The sequence below is a fragment of the Streptomyces sp. NPDC001787 genome, assembly GCF_040297465.1.
Classification (GTDB): Bacteria; Actinomycetota; Actinomycetes; order Streptomycetales; family Streptomycetaceae; genus Streptomyces.
Window position 1 is genome coordinate 446714 of the sequence record NZ_JBEOZE010000001.1, and the last position, 19762, is coordinate 466475.

General features: G+C 72.3%; 20 protein-coding genes and 1 riboswitch. Of the genes, 9 read left to right on the forward strand and 11 right to left on the reverse strand.

Going from position 1 to position 19762, the window contains the following annotated elements; all coding sequences use genetic code 11:
• Positions 1 to 4: 4 nt before the first annotated feature.
• Positions 5 to 484: a bacterioferritin gene (gene bfr, locus ABT170_RS01890; protein WP_266929938.1), complete on the reverse strand. Its 480-nt coding sequence runs from the start codon at positions 482 to 484 to the stop codon at positions 5 to 7.
• A gap of 154 nt (positions 485 to 638) precedes the next feature.
• Between bfr and ABT170_RS01895 the strand changes: the two genes are divergently transcribed.
• Positions 639 to 1271, forward strand: coding sequence for a sulfite oxidase-like oxidoreductase (locus tag ABT170_RS01895; RefSeq protein ID WP_329945657.1), 633 nt, complete (start codon positions 639 to 641; stop codon positions 1269 to 1271).
• Between the two features lie 91 nt (positions 1272 to 1362).
• Here ABT170_RS01895 and ABT170_RS01900 read toward each other — a convergent pair whose 3' ends face one another.
• The 5 genes from ABT170_RS01900 to thiO form a co-directional block, all read right to left on the reverse strand.
• Positions 1363 to 2226 carry a deoxyribonuclease IV gene (locus ABT170_RS01900; protein ID WP_329945658.1) on the reverse strand — a complete coding sequence of 288 codons (864 nt, stop codon included), beginning with the start codon at positions 2224 to 2226 and terminating at the stop codon, positions 1363 to 1365.
• A gap of 3 nt (positions 2227 to 2229) precedes the next feature.
• Positions 2230 to 4152 carry a Stk1 family PASTA domain-containing Ser/Thr kinase gene (gene pknB, locus ABT170_RS01905; protein WP_351863439.1) on the reverse strand — a complete coding sequence of 641 codons (1923 nt, stop codon included), beginning with the start codon at positions 4150 to 4152 and terminating at the stop codon, positions 2230 to 2232.
• Positions 4153 to 4289: 137 nt separating this feature from the next.
• The gene (locus tag ABT170_RS01910; protein WP_329945660.1) at positions 4290 to 5084 is read right to left on the reverse strand and encodes a thiazole synthase; all 795 of its coding nucleotides are present in this window, start codon (positions 5082 to 5084) and stop codon (positions 4290 to 4292) included.
• A gap of 2 nt (positions 5085 to 5086) precedes the next feature.
• Entirely contained in the window at positions 5087 to 5401 is a 315-nt protein-coding gene (thiS, locus tag ABT170_RS01915; RefSeq protein WP_502970458.1) for a sulfur carrier protein ThiS, read from the reverse strand.
• On the reverse strand, positions 5398 to 6597 hold the full coding sequence (thiO, locus tag ABT170_RS01920) for a glycine oxidase ThiO (RefSeq protein ID WP_329945661.1): 1200 nt from the start codon (positions 6595 to 6597) through the stop codon (positions 5398 to 5400). The genes thiS and thiO overlap by 4 nt, the downstream gene beginning before the upstream one ends.
• Positions 6595 to 6707, reverse strand: a riboswitch (TPP riboswitch). (Overlaps the previous gene by 3 nt.)
• 151 nt (positions 6708 to 6858) lie before the next feature.
• Between thiO and ABT170_RS01925 the strand changes: the two genes are divergently transcribed.
• From ABT170_RS01925 to ABT170_RS01945, 5 genes are all read left to right on the forward strand, one after another.
• A complete protein-coding gene (locus ABT170_RS01925; protein ID WP_351863442.1) occupies positions 6859 to 8103 on the forward strand; it encodes an NAD(P)/FAD-dependent oxidoreductase in 1245 nt (414 codons plus the stop codon).
• A 69-nt stretch (positions 8104 to 8172) separates the two neighbouring features.
• On the forward strand, positions 8173 to 8538 hold the full coding sequence (locus ABT170_RS01930; RefSeq protein ID WP_266929924.1) for an Rv2175c family DNA-binding protein: 366 nt from the start codon (positions 8173 to 8175) through the stop codon (positions 8536 to 8538).
• A gap of 75 nt (positions 8539 to 8613) precedes the next feature.
• Complete coding sequence (thiE, locus tag ABT170_RS01935; RefSeq protein ID WP_329945663.1) at positions 8614 to 9264, forward strand: thiamine phosphate synthase; 651 nt, start codon at positions 8614 to 8616, stop codon at positions 9262 to 9264.
• Positions 9265 to 9388: 124 nt separating this feature from the next.
• Entirely contained in the window at positions 9389 to 10306 is a 918-nt protein-coding gene (gene metF / locus ABT170_RS01940) for a methylenetetrahydrofolate reductase [NAD(P)H] (protein ID WP_329945664.1), read from the forward strand.
• 50 nt (positions 10307 to 10356) lie between these two features.
• Positions 10357 to 11262, forward strand: coding sequence for a hypothetical protein (locus ABT170_RS01945; RefSeq protein ID WP_329945665.1), 906 nt, complete (start codon positions 10357 to 10359; stop codon positions 11260 to 11262).
• 97 nt (positions 11263 to 11359) lie between these two features.
• Here ABT170_RS01945 and ABT170_RS01950 read toward each other — a convergent pair whose 3' ends face one another.
• The 5 genes from ABT170_RS01950 to ABT170_RS01970 form a co-directional block, all read right to left on the reverse strand.
• Entirely contained in the window at positions 11360 to 12877 is a 1518-nt protein-coding gene (locus tag ABT170_RS01950; RefSeq protein WP_351863446.1) for a phytoene desaturase family protein, read from the reverse strand.
• 31 nt (positions 12878 to 12908) lie between these two features.
• Positions 12909 to 13526: a DUF4126 domain-containing protein gene (locus tag ABT170_RS01955; RefSeq protein ID WP_329945667.1), complete on the reverse strand. Its 618-nt coding sequence runs from the start codon at positions 13524 to 13526 to the stop codon at positions 12909 to 12911.
• A gap of 362 nt (positions 13527 to 13888) precedes the next feature.
• Positions 13889 to 14500, reverse strand: coding sequence for a TetR/AcrR family transcriptional regulator (locus ABT170_RS01960; RefSeq protein WP_329945668.1), 612 nt, complete (start codon positions 14498 to 14500; stop codon positions 13889 to 13891).
• Between the two features lie 29 nt (positions 14501 to 14529).
• Complete coding sequence (locus tag ABT170_RS01965; RefSeq protein ID WP_351863449.1) at positions 14530 to 16620, reverse strand: YhgE/Pip family protein; 2091 nt, start codon at positions 16618 to 16620, stop codon at positions 14530 to 14532.
• Complete coding sequence (locus tag ABT170_RS01970; RefSeq protein ID WP_329945670.1) at positions 16592 to 17332, reverse strand: ATP-binding cassette domain-containing protein; 741 nt, start codon at positions 17330 to 17332, stop codon at positions 16592 to 16594. The genes ABT170_RS01965 and ABT170_RS01970 overlap by 29 nt, the downstream gene beginning before the upstream one ends.
• A gap of 193 nt (positions 17333 to 17525) precedes the next feature.
• Here ABT170_RS01970 and ABT170_RS01975 point away from each other — a divergent pair, with 193 nt between their 5' ends.
• The 3 genes from ABT170_RS01975 (at position 17526) to ABT170_RS01985 (ending at position 19621) form a co-directional block, all read left to right on the forward strand.
• Positions 17526 to 18053 carry an SAV_6107 family HEPN domain-containing protein gene (locus ABT170_RS01975; RefSeq protein ID WP_329945671.1) on the forward strand — a complete coding sequence of 176 codons (528 nt, stop codon included), beginning with the start codon at positions 17526 to 17528 and terminating at the stop codon, positions 18051 to 18053.
• Between the two features lie 103 nt (positions 18054 to 18156).
• Positions 18157 to 18915 carry a methyltransferase gene (locus tag ABT170_RS01980; RefSeq protein ID WP_329945672.1) on the forward strand — a complete coding sequence of 253 codons (759 nt, stop codon included), beginning with the start codon at positions 18157 to 18159 and terminating at the stop codon, positions 18913 to 18915.
• 301 nt (positions 18916 to 19216) lie between these two features.
• Entirely contained in the window at positions 19217 to 19621 is a 405-nt protein-coding gene (locus ABT170_RS01985) for an SCO2097 family morphological protein (protein ID WP_266929903.1), read from the forward strand.
• Positions 19622 to 19762: the final 141 nt, after the last annotated feature.

The following is a 19762-nucleotide window of genomic DNA, read 5'->3' on the forward strand; positions in this document are numbered from 1 at the left end:
CGGGTCAGCTGTCCGGCTGCTCGATGAGCTGCGCGATGTAGAGCGGCTCCCCGAGCTTCTCGATGAGTTCCAGCTGGGTGTCGAGGTAGTCGATGTGGTGCTCCTCGTCCTCCAGGATGTCCTCGAAGATCCGCGCCGAGGTGATGTCGCCCTTGCCGCGCATGACCTCGATGCCGCGCTTGAGGCGGTCGATCGCCTCCACCTCGACCTGCCGGTCCGCCTGGAACATCTCGGTGACCGTCTGCCCCACCCGCACATGGAACAGGCGCTGATAGTTGGGCAGCGCGTCCAGGAACAGAATGCGTTCCGTGAGCCGGTCCGCGTGTTTCATCTCGTCCATGGACTCGGCCCGCGTGTACTTCGCAAGCTTTGTCCAGCCGTTGTTTTCCTGGATTCGGTAGTGCAACCAGTACTGGTTGATGGCAGTCAGCTCGCCCGTGAGCTGTTCGTTGAGATACTCGATGACTTCCGGGTCGCCCTGCATCGCAGAGGCTCCTTCCAACCGGTGAACTGGGCAAGTTGGCCGCATCCTTGCACCACACCTTCCGGCCGTCCAGTAAGTGCATGCTTAGTACGAGTTGCCCGAATCGCCTCTGCCCTGGTCATGACCACCCCTGCCTGTCTGTCACCATGGAGTCATGGGTCAGCCGGAAAGCCGGGAATACCGCGAATCAGAGCAGTCCGAGCTTCCGCCGGGTCAGCGGCTGCAGCGCGGCTGGCCGGTAACCCACTACGGGCCTGTTCCCAAGTTCAAACCCGACCGCTGGGAATTCCGGGTCTTCGGGGCCACGGCGGACGGTGACAAACACTGCTGGAATCACCAGGATTTCTCGGCGCTGCCGTTCTCCTCGGTCGTCGCCGACCTGCACTGCGTGACGAAATTCAGCATGCTGGGCGCCGAATGGGGCGGGGTGCTCGCCAGGAACGTCGTCGAACTCGCGCCGCCCGCGCCCGACGTCACCCATGTGATGGTCTGGGCGGAGTACGGCTTCTCCTCGAATCTGCGGCTCGCCGACTTCGTCTCGGACCGCACACTGTTCGCCACCCACAAGGACGGCGAACTCCTCACCGCCGAGCACGGCTTCCCGCTGCGCCTGGTCGTTCCCCATCTGTACGCCTGGAAGGGCCCGAAGTGGGTCCGGGGCATCGAGTACATGAGGGCGGACCGGCGCGGCTTCTGGGAGGAGCGCGGCTACCACAACATCGGTGACCCCTGGAGCGAGCAGCGCTACTCCTACCAGGAGGAGCCCGGGGACGGCCCCGAACTCTGAGCCGTGCGGCGGTGGTACGCCCCTCAGCGGTGGTACCGGTGCGCCGCGGCGTGTCCGGCGTGCCGCGGGGAGGCCCCCACGGGGGCATTCCTCAAGCGGTCGCCGAAGCGCGCAGCTCCTTCAGCCGCGCCACGTCCGCTTTGTGTCCCGCCGTGCCGCCGGGCGTCTCGATGATCAGCGGTACGCCTTCGGTCGCCGGGTGCGAGAACAGCTCCCCGAACGGCTCCGCGCCGATGTGACCCGCGCCGATGTTCTCGTGCCGGTCCTTGTGCGCGCCCACGACGTCCTTGGAGTCATTGGCGTGGATCAGTTTCAGCCGGCCCTTCCCGACCGTGTCCACCAGCAGGTCGAGGGTCTGCCGCATGCCCGCCGGGCCGGTCAGATCGTGACCCGCGGCGTAGATGTGGCAGGTGTCGAGGCAGACGCCCAGCTTGGGGTGGGAGTCCAGCGCCTCGAAGTACGGGCCGAAGTCCCAGGTCCGCGAGCAGAGCGAGAATCCCTGGCCGGCGGTCGACTCCAGCAGCAGATCCGGGTCGTCGTCGTGCGTCAGCTCGTCCAGCAGCGGCCGCATGTGCGTACGCACCTGCGCCAGGGCCTGGGCGCGGGGCCGTCCCCCGGTCGCCGAACCGGTGTGCACCACGACTCCCCGCGCGCCGATCTCCCTGGCCCGGCGCAGCGAGTGGCGCAGTGACTCCACCGACTTCTCGACGGTGGCCTCGGTGTGCGAGCCGAAGTTGATCAGATACGGGGCATGGACGTACGCGGGGATGGACGCGGCCGCGCACTCGGAGCGGAACAGGTCGTCCTGCGCCGGGTTCCCGGCGGGCGCCGCCCACCCGCGCGGATTGGCGACGAAGACCTGTACGGCCTCCGCGGCCAGCTCGCGGGCGTGGCCGAGACCGACCTTGGCGAGGCCTCCGGCCACCGGAACGTGGCCGCCCACCGGATTGCGCATGTCCTAGAGTCCCTTGGTCCTGATGGTGATCGTGGAGCCCTCGGCGGCCTGTTCGCCGCCGTCCACGGACTGGCTCGCGACGGTGTCGCTGAAGGAGAGGAACGGCCGGTCGACCTCGACCTCGAACCCCGCGTCCTCCAGTGTGCTCCTCGCCTCGTCGACGTCCTTGCCGGTGACGTCGGGGACGTCCAGCATCCGCGGCCCCTTGGAGACCGTGAGCTGGACCGTGTCGCCCTCCGCCGCCTCGGCGCCCTCGCCCGGCGTCTGGTGGGCGATGTCGCCCGCGACCTCGGGGGAGTTGACCCGGTCGGGCAGCACCTCGGCCTTGAGCCCCTCCTCGTCCAGCGCGGCCGTGGCGTCCACGACCGAGAGCCCCGTGACATCCGGCACGTCGACCGGGCTGCCCTTGCTGACGACCAGCGCGACGGCCGAGTCGGAGTGGCGCTCCGTGCCGGCCTCGGGGTCCGTACGGATCACATCGCCCCGGACGACGTCCTCGCTGAACTCCCTGGTCACCATCCCGGGAACCAGGCCCGCCTTCTTCAGCTCACGCCGCGCGTCGCCGAGCGAGAGGCCCTCGGCGTCGGGGACCTCCACGATCTCCGGGCCGCGCGAGAGGACCAGCCCGACCGAGCCGTTGCCCCGGATCCGCTCGCCCGACGCGGGGTCGCTGCTGATCACCGCGCCGCGGTCGACCGTGTCGCTGTACGCCCGGTCGACGTCCCCCAGGTCGAGTCCGGCGTCCGAGAGCCGCTGCTCGGCCGTCTTCTGGGTCTGGCCCAGCAGGGAGGGGACCCGGGTGAACTGCCCGGAGTTGATGTACCAGACACCCGTTCCGATCCCCAGTACCAGCACCAGGGCGGTGAGGGCCGCGTACAGCCCGCGGCGCGGGCCGCCGAAGGGGCCGCGCCGCCGGGTCCGGGCCGGCCCCGGCGGGCCGGCCGGCGGCATCTCCAGCCGGCTCGTGCGGTGGTCGGTGCCCTGGTCCACGGGCAGGACCCGCGGGATCACGCTCGTACGGTCCTCACCGCCGTCGTGGTCCGTGGTCAGGGCCTGCGGCGGTACGGCGTCCAGTTCCTCGTCGGTGAGCCCGGCACGGGCCTCCCGGGCCTCGGCGAGCAGCACCACCGCGTCGTGCGGGCGGATCCCGGCGTTCCGGGCGGTGGCGCTCGCCACCAGGCTGTCCAGCGCGACCGGAAGGCCGGGGACCACGGCCGAGGGGGCCGGGACGTCCTCGTTGAGGTGCTGGTAGATGACCTGGGCCGCGGTCTCGCCGGTGTGCGGTTTGCCGCCGGTCAGCATCTCGTACAGCACGACCCCGCAGGCGTACACGTCGGCGCGGGTGTCCGCCGTACCGTGCTCGATCTGCTCGGGGGCGAGGTACGACACGGTGCCCAGGAGCGAGCCGGTGCTGTCGGTGACGGTGCCCACGGCCCGTACGAGACCGAAGTCGGCGACCTTCACCCGGCCGTCGTCCCCGATCAGGACGTTCTCCGGCTTCATGTCGCGGTGCACGAAGCCCGCCCGGTGCGCTGCGCCGAGCGCGGCCAGGACCGGCTCCAGGATGTCCAGCGCGGCCCGGGGCTGGAGGGCGCCACGCTCGCGCAGGACGTCGCGCAGGGTGCACCCCGCGACGTACTCCATCGCGAGATAGACGTACGCCCCCTGCGCCCCCTGGTCGAAGACCGCGACGACATTGGGGTGCGCGAGCCGGGCCACCGACTTGGCCTCGCGGATGAAGCGCTCGACGAAGGAGACGTCGGTCGCGAGCGCCGGGTGCATCACCTTGAGGGCGAGCACCCGGTCGAGGCGGGTGTCCACGGCCCGGTAGACGGTGGCCATGCCGCCGACGGCGATGCGCGCCTCGACGCGATACCGGCCGTCGAGCAGCTGCCCGACGAGAGGGTCCTGGAGGGTCGTATCCACCTGATGAGTCTACGAGTCACCACGGACGGGCCGGACGGGCCGGGGCGGTCCCGGGGCCGTACTGCAGCCGATCCGTGACAGGGACACGCACATGGTGAAGGTGCTGTGCGTGCGCCGGAACCACGCGCCACGGGCCGTCAGAACGCCGGGCGCTCCGGGTCCAGTACCGCCCGCCCCGCCACCGGGGACGAGGCCTCGGCGAAATGCCGGCGCGGGATACGGCCCGCCCGGTGGGCCAGCCGTCCGCCCTCCACCGCGTGCCGCATCGCCGCCGCCATCAGCTCGGGCTCCTGCGCCCGGGTCACGGCGGAGGCCAGCATCACCGCCGAGCACCCCAGCTCCATCGCCTGCGCGGCGTCCGAGGCGGTCCCGGCCCCGGCGTCCAGGATCACCGGCACCCCGGCCCGTTCGACGATCAGCTGGAAGTTGTGCGGATTGCGGATGCCGAGGCCGGATCCGATGGGGGAGCCGAGCGGCATGATCGCCGCGCACCCCACGTCCTCCAGCTTCCGGGCCAGCACGGGGTCGTCGTTGGTGTACGGCAGGACCGTGAACCCGTCGTCGACCAGCGTCTCGGCCGCGTCCAGCAGCTCGATCGGGTCGGGCAGCAGCGTCCGTTCGTCGGCCACCACCTCCAGCTTGACCCAGTCGGTGCCGAGTGCCTCCCGGGCCAGCCGGGCGGTCAGTACGGCCTCGCCCGCGGTGAAGCAGCCCGCCGTGTTCGGCAGGACCCTGATCGCGAGCCGCTCCAGGACGGAGAGCACCGAGCCCTGGACGGTCGGGTCGAGTCGGCGCATCGCGACGGTGGTCAGCTCGGTGCCGGAGGCGGCCAGGGAACGTTCGAGCACGTCGAGGCTCGGTGCCCCGCCGGTGCCCATGATCAGCCGGGAGGTGAAGGGAGTGCCACCGAGGGTGAGGAGATCGTCGGACACGGTCAGCCCCCCTGCACGGCGGTGAGGACCTCGACCCGGTCGCCGTCGCCGAGCGTGGTGGTGGACCACCGGCCGCGCGGGACGACGCTCTCGTTGACGGCGGCGGCGACTCCGGAGTGCGCGGCGGTCAGCGTCGCGACGAGGGCGTCCAGCGCGGTGCCGGCGGGCAGGGCGCGTTCCTCGCCGTTCACGGAGACCGAGACGGACCCCGTGCCGGGGGCCGGACGGGCGGCAGGGGCCGGAACGGGAGCCGGGGCCGTCACGGGCGCGGCGGCGGGGGCGGGCGCGGAGGCGCGGGTCGGGTCGGGCCGGGTCATGCGGGCTGCTCCTGGGGTACGGGGGCGGCGGCGGGTACACGGGCGGCGGGCGCGAAGCGGCCCGGCGCGAAGGGGCGGGCCACCTCGGGCAGCTCGCCGGAGATCAGCACCTCCGCCATCGCGTCACCCGTGACGGGGGTCAGCAGCACCCCGTTGCGGTGGTGGCCGGTGGCGAGAAGGAGACCGGGCAGGGCGGTGGGGCCGAGCAGCGGGGCGTTGTCGGGGGAGGCGGGGCGCAGGCCCGCCCGGGTCTCGGTGAGGGGCAGTTCGGTGATGCCGGGCACCAGTTCGTGCGCGTCGCGCAGCAACTCGTACACCCCGCCGGCCGTGACGGTGGTGTCCCAGCCCAGCTCCTCGCTGGTGGCTCCGACGACCAGCTCGCCGTTCTCGCGCGGGACGAGATAGAGGTGGCTGCCGCGGACCACGGCGCGCACGGTCCGGCTCAGGAAGGGGGCGTACGCGGGCGGCACGGTCAGCCGCAGCACCTGGCCCTTGACCGGGCGTACCGGCGGTACGACCTCGTCCGGCAGCCCGGCGAGCCGCCCGCTGAGACTGCCCGCGGCGAGCACCACCTGGTCGGCGGCGAGCTCCGTGCCGTCGGCGAGCACGGCACCGGCGGCCCGGCCGCCCGAGACCGTGAGCCGCTCGGCCCGGTCCCGGTGAAGGACCACCCCGGCCCGCTCGCAGGCGGTCAGGAGCGCGGCGGCCAGCCGCCGGGGGTCCACCTGATGGTCGCCGTCGACCCGCAGTCCGCCGCGTACCCCGGGGGCCAGCATCGGCTCCAGCCGACGGCACTCACGGCCGCTGAGCCACTCGGACTCCAGCCCCGAACGCTGTTGCAGGGCGTGCAGTTCGCGCAGATGGGCGCGGTCGTCGGAGTCCAGCGCGACGGCGAGCGTGCCGCAGGCGCGAAAACCGATGTCCTGTCCGCTCGCCGCCGTCAGCTCCTCGGCGAACGCCGGATAGCGGGCCGCGGAGGCGACATTGAGACCGAGCAGCAGCTGCTCGCCGTAGTGGAGTTCGGTGACGGCGGCCAGCATTCCGGCCGCGACCCGCGCGGCCCCGCCACCGGGGTCGGGATCGGCGACCGTGGTCCGCAGCCCGCGCTGCGCCGCCCGCCAGGCGGTCACCAGACCGATGATTCCGCCTCCGACGACGAGGACGTCGGATCGGCTTCCGTCACGAGAAGAACGCATGGGCGTCCAGCCCCTCCCTTCGCCGGCATGACCCGGATCAGGTTCGTACGGTCGGAGGCCGTCCAGCCTCCCTCTCAGCCCGGTACGCCCGGACTCCCGCGAGTGTTTTCCGTCCGCCACCCTAAACCCAGTCGCCCCCGGGAGGCGCTCCCCCCGGCGGGGCGGGGCGGGGCGCGGGGGAGGGGGCACCGGGAGGCTGCGGGACGAGCGCGGTGACGGAACCCGCTTCCTGACGGTACGTCAGGTGTTTATGGTGGACAGGTGAGCGAGCAGACGGAACAGCAGGCAGCACGGCAGCGGACGCGCCGCGTCGTGATCGTCGGAGCGGGCATGGCGGGAGTACAGACCGCCGTGGCCCTGCGCGAACGGGGCTTCACCGGGCCGGTGACCCTGATCGGCGCCGAACCGCACCAGCCCTACGACCGGCCACCGCTGTCCAAGGCGGTCCTGCTCGGCAAGGCGGAGGACTCCGCGTTCGACATCGACTTCGAGGCGCTGGACATCACCCTGCGCCTGGGCGCGGACGTGAGCGCCCTGCGCTCCGGCGCACATGAACTGGACACACCGGACGGTCCCGTTCCCTACGACGTCCTGGTCATCGCCACCGGCGCCGAACCCGTGCTGCTGCCGGGCTCCGAGGGAGTGCCCGGGGTCCATCTGCTGCGCACCCTCGACGACGCCGCCCGGCTGCGCCCCGTCCTGGAGCGGCAGCACGACGTGGTGGTCGTGGGGGCGGGCTGGATCGGCGCCGAGTTCGCCACCGCGGCCCGCGCCGCGGGCTGCGCGGTCACCGTCGTCGAGGCCGCCGAACGCCCGCTCGCCGGCGCCCTGCCCGCGGAGGTCGCCGCCCCGATGGCCGACTGGTACGCCGAGAGCGGCGCCGAACTCCTGACCGGCGCCCGCGTCGCCCGCGTCGAGGAGGGCACCGTGGTCCTCGCGGACGGCCGGATGCTCCCGGCCGGTGCGGTGGTCGTCGGGATCGGCGCCCGGCCCGCCACCGGCTGGCTGACCGGCTCCGGCATCGCGCTGGGCCCGGACGGCTCCGTCACCGCCGACGGCGCGCTGCGCACCTCGCTGCCCGATGTGTACGCGGTCGGTGACTGCGCCTCCTTCCCCTCCGCCCGCTACGGCGAACGCCTGCTGGTCCACCACTGGGACAACGCCCTCCAGGGCCCCCGGACCGTCGCCGCGGACATCGCCGCCCTCGACGGGGACGGGCGGCCCGGGGTGTACGACCCCGTGCCGTACTTCTGGTCCGAGCAGTTCGGCCGCTTCGTGCAGTACGCGGGCCACCACGCGCGGGCCGACACCCTGCTGTGGCGCGGCGACCCCGCCGACCCCGCCTGGTCGGTGTGCTGGCTGCGCGGCGGCGCGCTGATCGCCGTCCTGGCCGTCGGCCGGCCGCGCGATCTGGCGCAGGGGCGCAAGCTCATCGAGTCGGGCGCGCCCATCGACCCGGTACGGGCCGCGGACCCCTCCGTACCGCTGAAGTCGACGGCCCTGTGACGGCACGGGCGACCCCCGTACGGTCGGCCCGGCTTCCGACTGTCAGTCCCAGATGGCACGCTTGTCCTCGTGACCGAGATTGACGCAAAGATCGATGCTCTAGTCCCTGCCTGGCTCCACCTTCCCGACATCGCGGAAATGCTCGATATCGAGGTGACGCGGGTGCGGCAGCTGGTCAAGGAAGGCCAGCTCATCGCCGTACGCCGTGGTGAGAACCGGACGCTCCAGGTGCCTGCCGCCTTCATCGACGGCGACAAGGTGGTCAAGGGCCTCTCGGGGACCCTGACGCTCCTGAGGGACGACGGCTACTCCGACGAAGAGATGCTGGACTGGCTCTTCACTCCCGACCCGACCCTGCCCGGCACCCCCGCGCAGGCCCTGAGCGAGAATCGCGGGACGGAGGTGAAGCGCCGCGCCCAGGCGCTCGCCGTCTGACCGAGACAACCGCACGCGGGGTACGGGCCGTGCCGCACGGCCCGTACACCGCGGTAACCCCGGGGGGATTCCGCCATGCCCACGCCTCGCGAGCTGCTGTCCGACGCCCGGCTGTACCTCTGCACGGACGCCCGCAGGCGACAGGGTGACCTTCCCGCGTTCCTCGACGCCGTGCTCACCGGCGGCGTCGACATCGTCCAACTGCGGGAAAAAGGCATGGAGGCGGCCGAGGAGCTGGAACACCTCGAAGTGTTCGCCGACGCCTGCCGGCGCCACGGCAAGCTCCTCGCCGTGAACGACCGCGCCGATGTCGCCCACGCCATCGGCGCGGATGTGCTGCACCTGGGCCAGGGCGACCTGCCGGTGCCGGCCGCCCGCGCGATCATCGGCCGGGACGTGGTGATCGGCCGCTCCACGCATGCCGAAGCCGAGGTCGACGCGGCCGTCGCCGCGCCGGGCGTGGACTACTTCTGCACCGGCCCCTGCTGGCCCACCCCGACCAAGCCCGGCCGGTACGCCCCCGGGCTCGGCCTCGTCCGCTACGCCGCCTCGCTCCGGCAGCCGCGCCCCTGGTTCGCCATCGGCGGGATCGACGCGGGCAATCTGGACGAGGTGCTGGAGGCGGGCGCCCGCCGGGTCGTCGTCGTCCGGGCGATCACCGAGGCGGACGACCCCGCCGGGGCGGCCGGCGCGCTCGCGCGGCGCGTCCGGGCGCACGCCGTCTGAGGGCCCCGGGCCGTCCGGGCGCCCCCGGGCGATGGTGTCCGAAGGGTGGACAACAATCAGGCCAATCCAGACAAAAAGCGAGGGCCTGGTTGGGGGACCGCCCCGCCCTGGTTAACCTCCCAGTATGGCCCTTGGCACACCTTCCACCAGGACAGACCGCGCGAGCACCGTGCGGGACCTGCTCGCGACCGGCAAAACCTCGTATTCCTTCGAATTCTGGGCGCCCAAGACCGAGAAGGGCGAGCGGAACCTCTGGAATGCGCTGCGGCGGGTCGAGGCGGTGCGCCCGAGCTTCGTCTCGGTGACGTACGGCGCCGGAGGCTCCACGCGCGCCGGGACGGTCAAGGCGACCCAGCAGATCGCCGCCGACTCCACGCTGACCCCGGTCGCCCACCTCACCGCGGTCAACCACTCCGTCGCGGAACTGCGGAACATGATCGGGCAGTACGCCGACGCCGGGATCCGCAACATCCTCGCGGTACGGGGCGACCCGCCCGGCGACCCGATGGGCGAGTGGGTCGAGCACCCGCAGGGCGTGCGGTACGCCGCCGACCTCGTCCGGCTCATCAAGGAGTCCGGCGACTTCTGCGTGGGCGTCGCCGCGTTTCCCGAAATGCACCCGCGGTCGACCGACTGGGAGACCGACATCGGGCATTTCGTGGACAAGTGCCGCGCCGGTGCCGATTATGCGATCACTCAGATGTTCTTCAATCCGGATGACTATCTCCGTATGCGTGACCGCGTGGTCGCGGCGGGTTGCGAAACCCCCGTCATTCCCGAAGTCATGCCGCTCACGAGCGTGAAACAGTTGGAAAGGTTTGCGCAGCTCAGCAACGCGACCCTCCCCGCGTCGTTGAAAGAGCGCATCCTCGCCGTCAAGGACGAGCCGGCCGCTGTACGCTCCATTGGCATCGAGTTCGCAACGGAGTTCTGCGCGAAGCTGCAGTCCGAAGGTGTGCCCGGACTTCACTTCATCACGCTCAACAACTCGACGGCAACGCTCGAAATCTACGAGAATCTCGGACTGCACAAGCAGTCGTGACCGGCCGTACCCGCCACCAACCGGGGCGGTGGCCGTAGGAGGGGGCGGGCGTGGGCTGGACGGTCCTCTACATCGCATTCGGCTTTGTGGCGTTGTGGCTGCTGGGCGAGGTGCTGCTGCAGTACAAGGCACGGCTGCGCTGGCGGCTCCTCGCCTTCGGCGGGTTCCTCGGCGTGGTGATCGGCGTGCTGATCCCCTCCGTGCTGGTCATCGTCGTCGGGGCGATCGCCTTCGCCACCGGCCAGACCTATGTGACGCTCTCCTTCCGGCGGGGCTTCTCGACCGGCTGGGCCATCGGGGGCAGCCCGGGTGAGAGCCGCCGCCGACGCGGCGGCGGGCGGGCGGCCACCAAGGAGCCCACCCTGGAGGTCTCGGACCTGGAGTTCGAGCAGTCGCTCCAGGAGACCGCCGCGGCACCGGTCGCATCGGTCTACGAGCCGCAGCCGATGCCCGACGACACCGGGCAGTACGGCGTCTACACCCGCGACACGCAGCCCGCCGGAGCCAACGGCCCCGGCGGCGCCCCCGGATTCGGCGGCGGCCCCGCTTTCGGCTCCGGCACTCCGGAGCAGCCCGGGACCGGCGCGCAGCCGCAGTACGGCGACTACGGCAGCCCGGCCCAGGACACCTACGCGGGGCAGTACGACTACGGCACGGGCGAGCAGAGTTACGCGGCCTACTCCGATCCGTACATCGGCAGCGGCACCACCACCGGGCCGGCGCCCTACGCCCCGTACGACGGCTACGGCACCGGCTTCGACGGCTACGGGGGCCGGCAGCAGTTCGCCGACCCGCACGCCCAGCAGTACGGCGCGGACACCCCGCCCGGGGGCGTCTGGGTCCCGCAGCAGCGCGACACCGAGCAGTACCCGCCGATGCCCCAGGAGCAGCCGGCGCAGCCCGCCCCGTACGGCAACGGCTACGACACCGGCCAGAACGAGCAGTACCGCTACTGAGCGTCCGCACCGCCACTGAGCGCCCGTAACGCCGGGCAGGGGGACGGCCCGCGACGGCCGTCCCCCTGCCCGCGTCCGGCCCCGCCCGTCCCCGTGCTCAGCGGGAGCCGCGGAAGCCGTCGCCCTCCACGACGAGTCCGGCGACCAGTGTTCCCGACATCCCGGCGTGCGCGAGGCCGCCGCCCGGGTGCGACCAGCCACCCGCCAGATACAGGCCCGGCAGCCGGGTGAGGTTCGCCGGGTGCAGATACGCGCCGCCCGCCCCGGCCAGCGCGGGCGCGGGCACCGCACCGCCCTCGGCGCCCGTCTCGGCGGCGGTCTCGGCCGGGGTCCGCACCTCGGTGTGCAGGATCCGCTCCCGCAGCCCGGGAACGGCCGCGGCGGCCAGCGAGACCAGGGTGCCGGCGTACCGGTCACGCAGCCCCGCGTCCGTCCAGTCGACCGGCCCCTGCGGGGCCACCGTGGCGGTCAGCGTCACCGCCTCATGGGCCTCGTCCGGGCGGGTCGAGGGATCGTCGGGCCGCAGCACCGTGACCGTGGGGGTCTCGGCGACCTTGCCCCCGAACACCGCATCCGACTCCGCGGCCCCGTCCGCCGGATGCACCACCGTACGGTGCGCGGCACCGGCCTCCCGGGCGCCGCGCAGGGACAGAAGCACCACGAACCGGCCGGGCGCGTCACCCGTCCCCGGGCGCGGCCGAAGCGCCATGTCCCCGTCCGACCACGGCTCCTGACCCGGCACCAGACCGGGGCGCGGCTGGACGCCGAGCACCACCCGGTCGGCCTCCGCCATCCGACCGCCCGCCAGTTCCACACCCGCGGCCCGGCCGTCCTTCTCGACGATCCGGACCACCTCGGCGCCGAAGACGAACTCGACCCGGCGGGCCAGGCACCGCTCGTACACCGCACGGGCCAGCTCCCGCATCCCCCCGGCGACGTACCAGCTGCCGAAGGTCTCCTCCATGTACGGCAGGAGCGCCGCGGCGGCCGGGGCGCGGCGCGGATCGAGGCCGTACGCCAGGGCATACCCGTCGAGCAGGGCGGCCAGCCGGGGGTCCGCCAGCTCCCAGGCGCCGATCTCCGAGACCGTTCCCGCCTGCCGGGCGCCGCGCAGCAGCCGGCGCTGCCGGACCGCGGGGTAGGGGTCGCTGCCGAGCGCCCGCCGGCCGGTGGTCAGCGGCTCCTCCAGCAACGGCCGCCGCGACCGGTCCCAGGCGTCCCGCGCCCGGTCCAGGAAACCGCTCCAGCGGGCGCCCGAGCCCGCCCCGAGCGCTCCGTCCAGCGCGGCGGCCACCTTGGACCGGGAGGCGTTGGGCAGGGAGACCGCGGTGCCGTCCGCGAAGAGGTGGCGGCTCGCCGGGTCGACCTGGCACAGCGTGACGCTCTGCTCCAGGGACTCCTTGCCGGTCTTCACGAACAGGTCCCGCTGGACCGCGGGCAGGTGCAGCAGCCCCGGGCCCGTGTCGAAGACGAAGCCGTCGTGGGCGTACCGGCCCACCGAGCCGCCGTACGTCGCCGACCGCTCGTACACCGTCACCCGGTGGCCTGCCACGGCGAGCCGGGCGGCCGCCGCCATCGCGCCCGTCCCGGCGCCGATCACCGCAATTCGTGCCATGCGGGTGACTTTATCGACCGCCGTCGGCACCTCACCCGGGAGGCCGGTGCCCTTCCGTCCGGGCCAGGTCCCTCTCCTCGCGCCGCTGTGCCCTGCGCCGCAGGAACCGGCGGATGCGCGAGGCCAGGAAGACCAGTATCACCAGCCCGAGCACCAGCAGTGTCGCGGCGATGACGGCTGCCGCCAGCGGATGGAATATCGCGAAGGTGATGATCCCCGCGACACCCAGGTCCTCGGCCGTGCTCACCCCGATATTGCTGAACGGCTCGGGGGAGGTGTTGACCGCCATCCTGGTGCCGGCCTTCACCAGATGGCTCAGCAGCGCCGTGGAACCGCCGAGTGCCCCGGCCGCCAGCTCCGGCAGCGAACCGCTCCCGCCGGCCAGCAGTGCCGCCACGACCGCGCCGGACAGCGGCCGGATCACGGTGTGCGCCGTGTCCCAGACCGAGTCCACGTACGGGATCTTGTCGGCCACCGCCTCGCACAGGAACAGCACGGCGGCCACGACGAGGACATCGGTGCGCTGCAACGACGCGGGCACCTCGTCGCTCACCCCGGTCGCGCCGAAGACGCCGAGCAGCAGGACCACCGCGTAGGCGTTGATCCCGCTCGCCCAGCCGCTTGTGAACACCAGAGGGAGTACGGACACGGACGCGATCGTAACCAGCGCGGGCCCGGCCGGAGTGGGCCCGGGTGCGCAGCCCTGAGTACCCGTACCTAGGGAGCGAGATGAGTAGGTGTGCGGATAGGCCCCCACCTGCGCAGACGGCAGAGTGGTGGCCACGGAGGGGGCGCGGCGCCAGGACCGCCGACACGGGGCGGCGGAACGGCGCGGCACCCCTGACGCACGGGGGTGCGCGACGGAGGGCCCGGGGGACCACGGGGGACACGGGGTCACGGGGGAAAGGTTCTCCGGCAGCACGGAAGACGCCGGTCCGGTGGAGTTCGAGGGGGATCGAACACCACCGGGCCGGCGTCCTCGCGTGCGGGACCGGTCCGCGGCGCTCCGGATCAGCGCCCGCTGACCCGCCCGTGCAGCAGCAGGGACAGCGCCGAGTGCACCTCGTCGATCGACCGCTCCGGCTGGAACGCCTGCCAGTCGAGGGCCGCGACCAGCACCATTCCGACGAGCGCCGCCGCCGTCAGCGGAATGTCGATCTCCTCGCTCAGTTCACCGTTCTCCACGGCCTCCCGCAGCACGTCCTCGACCACGGCCACGGCCTCCTGACGTACCACCAGGAGCGTCGCCTGCCAGGCCCGGTTGGTGCGCCAGAGCTCGGCGACGTACAGCTGGGTGAAGGCCGGATAGCGGTCGATGAAGGCCAGCCCGGCCCGGATCATCGCGTCCAGCGCCTCGACCCTGGTGCCGCCCCGCTCCTCGGTCCCCTCGGCGGCTGCCCGGAGGGAGGCCGTGAGCAGTCCGACGCCGTGCCGCAGCAGTTCCTCGAAGAGTTCGGTCTTGCTCTTGAAGTTGTAGTAGACCGTTCCCTTGGCGACCCCGGCACGCTCCGCGATCTCGTCCACCGTGGTGGCGGAGAAGCCCTTCTCCGCGATGAGCGTCACCGCCGCCTCGTAGAGCTTCTGCCGGGTGGCCTGGCGGCGCGTGGTGCTACTGCTTTCCATACGGTCGATTCTCACAGGTCCCGGGGTGCTCACAGGCTCAGCTCCGGATGCAGCCGGGCCGGTGTCCACACCTGCTTGCGGCGCGCGGAGAGCGCGGTCAGGGTCAGCGCGCCCGCCGTGAAGACGATCAGTACGGCGCAGCCCTGCCACACCGGGCCGAGGCCGCCGCCCGTGATCAGTCTGCGCAGCGCGTCGACGACGTAGCTCATCGGCAGATAGGGGTTGATGGCACCGAAGAATCCGGGGCTGGTCTCCACGGGATACGTGCCCCCGGCCGAGGTCAGCTGGAGCATCAGCACCGCCAGGACCAGGATCCGTCCGGCCGCTCCGAAGCGGGCGTTCAGCCACTGGATGATCGCGGCGAAGCAGCAGGTGACCAGGGCCAGGAAGCCGATCGTCCCGGCCGCGTGGGCCATCTGCAGGCCGAGGCCCCAGTGCAGGACGGACATCAGCGCGGCGACCTGGAGCAGGCCGATCGAGGCGACCGGCAGCCAGCCGGCGAAGGCGATCCGCCAGGCGGAGGCCCCGGCGGCGAGCGCCCGCCGGTTGAGCGGCTGGATCAGCATGTACGCCACCATCGCGCCGACCCAGAGGGAGAGCGGGATGAAGTAGGGGGCGAAGCCCGTGCCGTAGTTCGGGGCCGCGTGCAGCGACTCGGACGCCAGCTGCACGGGGTCGGCCATCACGCCCGTACGTGTGTCGCGGTCCTTCTTGTCGTAGTCGGGGATCTTGCCGACACCGTCGTTCAGCCCCTGGGCCAGCGTGGCCGACCCGTCACCGAGCCGGTACAGCCCGCCGTCCAGGTTGTCCGCGCCCGTCTTGAGCCTGCCGACCCCGGTGTCCAGGTCGGCGGACCCGGTCCTGGCCGTGCCGAGTCCGGTGTGCAGGTCGTCGGCGCCCTTGGCGACCTTGTGGGCACCGGTGTTGAGCGCGTTGACCTTCGCGACGGCGGACTCCAGGTCGGTGTCCAGCGTCGGGGAGCGCTCGGCGAGCGCGTCGGCCTGCTTCTGCAGGGTGGCAAGCTGTCCGCGCAGCTTCTTCAGGTCGCCGTTCTGGCGCGTGACCATGGCGTTCACGTCGTCCGCGACCTTCGCGACATCGGCCGCCGCGGTACTGGCCCGCTTCAGCGGGGGACAGACCGTCGGGTCGTCGGGGAGCGGCTGCTCCTCGCACCGGGTGCGGTAGACCTCGGCGAGGTCGTCGGAGGCCGTGCGGGCGGCGCTCGCCGCGGTGGGGGCGGCCTCCACGAGCAGGCCGAGGTTGTCGCGCACGGTCTGCGAGGAGTCGGCGACCAGCCGGGCCGTGTCGCCGATCGCCCGTCCGTTGTCCTTGAGGAACGGCCGTACGTCGGTGGCGATCCCGTTGACCTTGTCGGCGAGCGCCTGGGTGCCGTCGGCGACCTGCCGGGAACCCGCTTCGAGATCGCTCGCGCCCTGGTTGAGCGTGACGATGCCGTCGGACAGCCGCTTGCTGCCCGCCTTGGAGTCCTTGAGACCGTCCGCGAGGTCCTTCGAGCCCTTCTTGGCCTGGGAGATCCCGCCCTTGAGGTCGTCGGCGCCCTTGGCCGCCCTGGCGGTCTCACCGTGGAGGTCGGAGAAGTTGATGAAGATCCGGTCCAGGAAGCCCCGTGAGGCGTTCGTGGACGCCGCCGTGCGTACCTCGGAGAACACCGAGCGGGAGATCTGCCCGACGATGTAGTTGTTGGCGTCGTTGGTCCGCACCTGGAGGGCGCCGGTGGCGGGGGAGTCACCGCCGCTGGACGCGATCCGCTCGCTGAAGTCGGACGGCATGGTCAGCGAGAGGTAGTACGTCCCGTCCTCGACGCCCTTGAGGGCCTCGGCGGAACTCACCTCGTGCCACTCGAAGACCTCGGAGTCGCGCAGCTTGCCGGTGATCTCGTCACCGGCCGTGATCCGTTCGCCCGCGGCGTCGGCCCCCTTGTCCTCGTTGACCAGGGCCACGGGCAGCTTGTCGAGGCGGCCGTAGGGGTCCCAGAAGGAGCACAGGTACAGGGCGCCGTACAGCAGGGGCAGCAGCAGGATCGCCACCAGCGCGGCCATCGGCAGCTTCCCCCTGCCGAACCGCTTCAGCTCAAGCGCGGCCAGTCTCGGCGAACGCATCGGCCGTCCTCTCTTCGGTGGTGCCGGTACGCACGACGAGTGCGTCCTCGGGGGCGTCGCTGCACACGGCGAGCACCGTCGTTCCCGCGTCCGCGACCGAACGCAGCAGTTCCCAGGCCTCGGCGCGCCCGGTGTCGGAGAGCTTGAGATCGGTGTCGTCGACGGCGAGCAGCCGGGGCCTGCCGATCAGGGCCAGCGCGACGGACAGCCGCAGCGCCTCCAGCCGCTCCAGATCCCGTACGGAGGTCCGGCCGGCCTTGGGCAGGGCGGCGGGGTCGAGTCCGGCGCGGTCCAGTGCCTCGTCGATCCGGGCCCGCGCCGAGGCGGCGCGTTCGGCGCGGGGGCGGAGCAGGGCGCGCAGGGAACCGTCGTAGCGTCGCTGGAGCAGGGCCCGCTCCCGCAGGTGCTCCGCGACGGTGAAGGCGGGGTCGAGCTCGCTGACCCCGGGGACCGGGCCCAGGGCGCTGATCCTGCGGACGGCGGACGCCTTGCCCGGCAGGCGCAGGCCGCCGGTCTCCGCGTGGCCCTCGGTGGGACGCATCCGGCCGGTGAGCGCGAGCAGCAGGCAGGTGCGGCCCGTGCCGGACGGTCCCTCGATCGCGACGAGCGAACCGGGATCGGCGTCGAACGCCACCCCCCGGAACACCCAGCCACGCGGTCCCCTGAGTCCGAAGTCCTCGGCGCCGACGGCCGCGCCGTACGGGCTGTCCACAGATTCTCCCCTGATCCTCTGGTGCTCGGACGATTCTTTAGACTGACTGGTCAGTGCAAAAAACTAGCCCGAACTTGCACTCGAATGCAAAAGGCCAGGTCAGGGGTGGTTTCGACGGCATTGTCAGTGGGGGCCGTCACGATGGATACATACGGCCACGGAGCCGTCACACGACGACAGCAGGAGGTTCGTCATGGCCAGCTCGTCCGCAGCCGCCGCCCCGCGGCGCCGCACAGTCAGCCCTGCACCCTCACTGACCGGTCCGCCGAGCGATGTCCACCCCGTACCGCGCCGCACCACGGCACCGCCGGCCGCTCTCGATCTGCTCGCCAAAGCCCGCACCGGCCTGGAGGAGGCCGCCGTTCTCGACGTTCCGAACGAGCGGTACGCCACCGCCCACCTCGCCGCCCTGCGCGCCGCCGCCGCCGTCCTCGCGGCCCGGGGCCGGCCCGAAACGAACAAGCGCCGCCGCGAGCGCATCCGCAGTGCCTGGGAGGTCCTCCCGGAAATAGCGCCCGAACTCACCGAGTGGAGCGCCCTGTTCGCCTCCGGGGCCGCCCGCCGGGCCCGTGCCGAGGCGGGGATGCCGGGCGCGGCCTGCCGCCGCGACGCCGATGATCTGCTGCGCGACGCGGCGATGTTCCTGCGCCTGGTCGAACGCCTGCTGGTGCTCCAGCCGGTCCTCCCGCAGCCGAGAAGGGAGCGGCCCGACGCTGGGTGACCGGGGCGGCGGTGCGAGGCAATAGGGTGGACAGCACCTGTAGTCACCTGCACTGTTCACGCTCCGCCGTCAGTGGCGGCACCGTGCCGAGGAGTCATCTGCCGTGTCGGACCAGCTGCGCCCCCGCGCCTCCCTCCGTACCGCCGTGGTCTGGGAGGTGCTCAAGGACGCTCTTGACCGCCAGGCCGCGGTGAGCGGCAGGGATGCCCTGGATGTCCTGGACACCGGCGGCGGCACCGGGAACTTCGCGGTGCCCGCCGCCCGGCTCGGCCACCGGGTCACGGTCGTCGACCCCAGCCCCAACGCGCTCTTCGCGCTGGAGCGCCGCGCCGCCGAGGCCGGGGTCGCCGACCGGGTCCGGGGAGTCCAGGGCGACATCCTCGGGCTGTTCGACGTGGTGGAGCGCGGCGGCTTCGACGCCGTGCTCTGCCACGGAGTCCTGGAGTACGTGGACGAGCCCGCCGAGGGCGTACGGAACGCGGTGGACGCGCTCCGCCCGTCCGGTGCGCTCAGCCTGCTCGCCGCCGGGCTCGGCGGGGCCGTTCTGGCCAGGGCGCTCGCCGGGCACTTCACCGAGGCCCGGCAGGCGCTCACGGACCCGGCGGGCCGCTGGGGCGAGGGCGACCCGGTGCCGCGCCGGTTCACCGCCGAGCAGCTCTCCGGCCTGGTCTCCGGCGCGGGCCTGGAGGTCGGGGCCGTCCACGGTGTGCGGGTCTTCGCCGACCTCGTGCCGGGCGTCCTGGTGGACACCGAACCGGGTGCCGTGGACGCCCTGCTCAAGCTGGAGGCGGCGGTGGCCGAGCTGCCGGCCTTCCACTCGGTCGCGACCCAGCTGCACGTTCTGGGCGAGAAGCGCGCCTGAGGGTGGCGGGGACGTGGCCGGAGCACGGCCGCGGACCCACCGGAGCGCGGCTGATCAGCAACGCAGCCGCAGACGGAGTACTGCCCAGGACCCCCGTACGGCGCCCGCGCCCCGTATGATCGGGTGACACCATCCGGCATGACGGATCGGATGTCGGGGAATCTACGCCTCAGCAGCCGAGCCGACATGGCGGTCCGGAGTGGCTAAACGCTAGAGGGCGGGTTTCACGGGGGCGAATCCCTGCCTATCCTGGAAGGGCCGCATACCGGTCGCCCCCGCGGCCGACGACGAGGAGGACTCCGTGCCGCTCTCGGAGCACGAGCAGCGAATGCTCGAGCAGATGGAGCGAGCGCTGTACGCCGAAGATCCCAAGTTCGCTACAGCGCTTGAGGGAAGCGGGCTGCGTACGTACACCCGGCGACGGGTCTACCAGGCGGTCGCTGGCTTTCTGGTGGGTATCGCGCTCCTCATGGCCGGAATGGTCGCGCAGCAGATCTGGATCAGCGTGGTGGGGTTCCTCGTCATGCTCGGCTGCGCCGTGCTCGCGGTCACCGGGTGGCGCAAAGCGCCCAAACCCGGCGAACAACAGCAGGAAGCCGCAGGGAGCGGGGGCAGTGGCGCACGCCGACAGCCCCGGCAGCGCCGGTCGATGATGAACCGCATCGAGCAACGGTGGCAGCGCCGCCGCGACGAACAGGGCCAATAGCAGCTCCCGACTTCCGGAAGTCGTTTTCGGCTTCGGGCTGAGAACTTAACGCGCGACTCTGATGGGTGAGGGGCGGCCGCATTTCTGCGGCCGCCCCTCACATGTGCGCAGCCACAGGCCGTAGCGGGAGCCGCAGCGGAG

What these genes read in the sequence shown, in the direction of transcription:
- bfr (WP_266929938.1), bottom strand. Translation starts at nt 484, where the DNA reads ATGCAGGGCGACCCGGAAGTCATCGAGTATCTCAACGAACAGCTCACG.
- ABT170_RS01960 (WP_329945668.1), bottom strand. Translation starts at nt 14,500, where the DNA reads ATGGAAAGCAGTAGCACCACGCGCCGCCAGGCCACCCGGCAGAAGCTC.
- ABT170_RS01975 (WP_329945671.1), top strand. Translation starts at nt 17,526, where the DNA reads ATGGCCAGCTCGTCCGCAGCCGCCGCCCCGCGGCGCCGCACAGTCAGC.
- thiE (WP_329945663.1), top strand. Translation starts at nt 8,614, where the DNA reads ATGCCCACGCCTCGCGAGCTGCTGTCCGACGCCCGGCTGTACCTCTGC.
- thiS (WP_502970458.1), bottom strand. Translation starts at nt 5,401, where the DNA reads ATGACCCGGCCCGACCCGACCCGCGCCTCCGCGCCCGCCCCCGCCGCC.
- ABT170_RS01895 (WP_329945657.1), top strand. Translation starts at nt 639, where the DNA reads ATGGGTCAGCCGGAAAGCCGGGAATACCGCGAATCAGAGCAGTCCGAG.
- thiO (WP_329945661.1), bottom strand. Translation starts at nt 6,597, where the DNA reads ATGCGTTCTTCTCGTGACGGAAGCCGATCCGACGTCCTCGTCGTCGGA.
- ABT170_RS01900 (WP_329945658.1), bottom strand. Translation starts at nt 2,226, where the DNA reads ATGCGCAATCCGGTGGGCGGCCACGTTCCGGTGGCCGGAGGCCTCGCC.
- ABT170_RS01950 (WP_351863446.1), bottom strand. Translation starts at nt 12,877, where the DNA reads ATGGCACGAATTGCGGTGATCGGCGCCGGGACGGGCGCGATGGCGGCG.
- ABT170_RS01965 (WP_351863449.1), bottom strand. Translation starts at nt 16,620, where the DNA reads ATGCGTTCGCCGAGACTGGCCGCGCTTGAGCTGAAGCGGTTCGGCAGG.
- metF (WP_329945664.1), top strand. Translation starts at nt 9,389, where the DNA reads ATGGCCCTTGGCACACCTTCCACCAGGACAGACCGCGCGAGCACCGTG.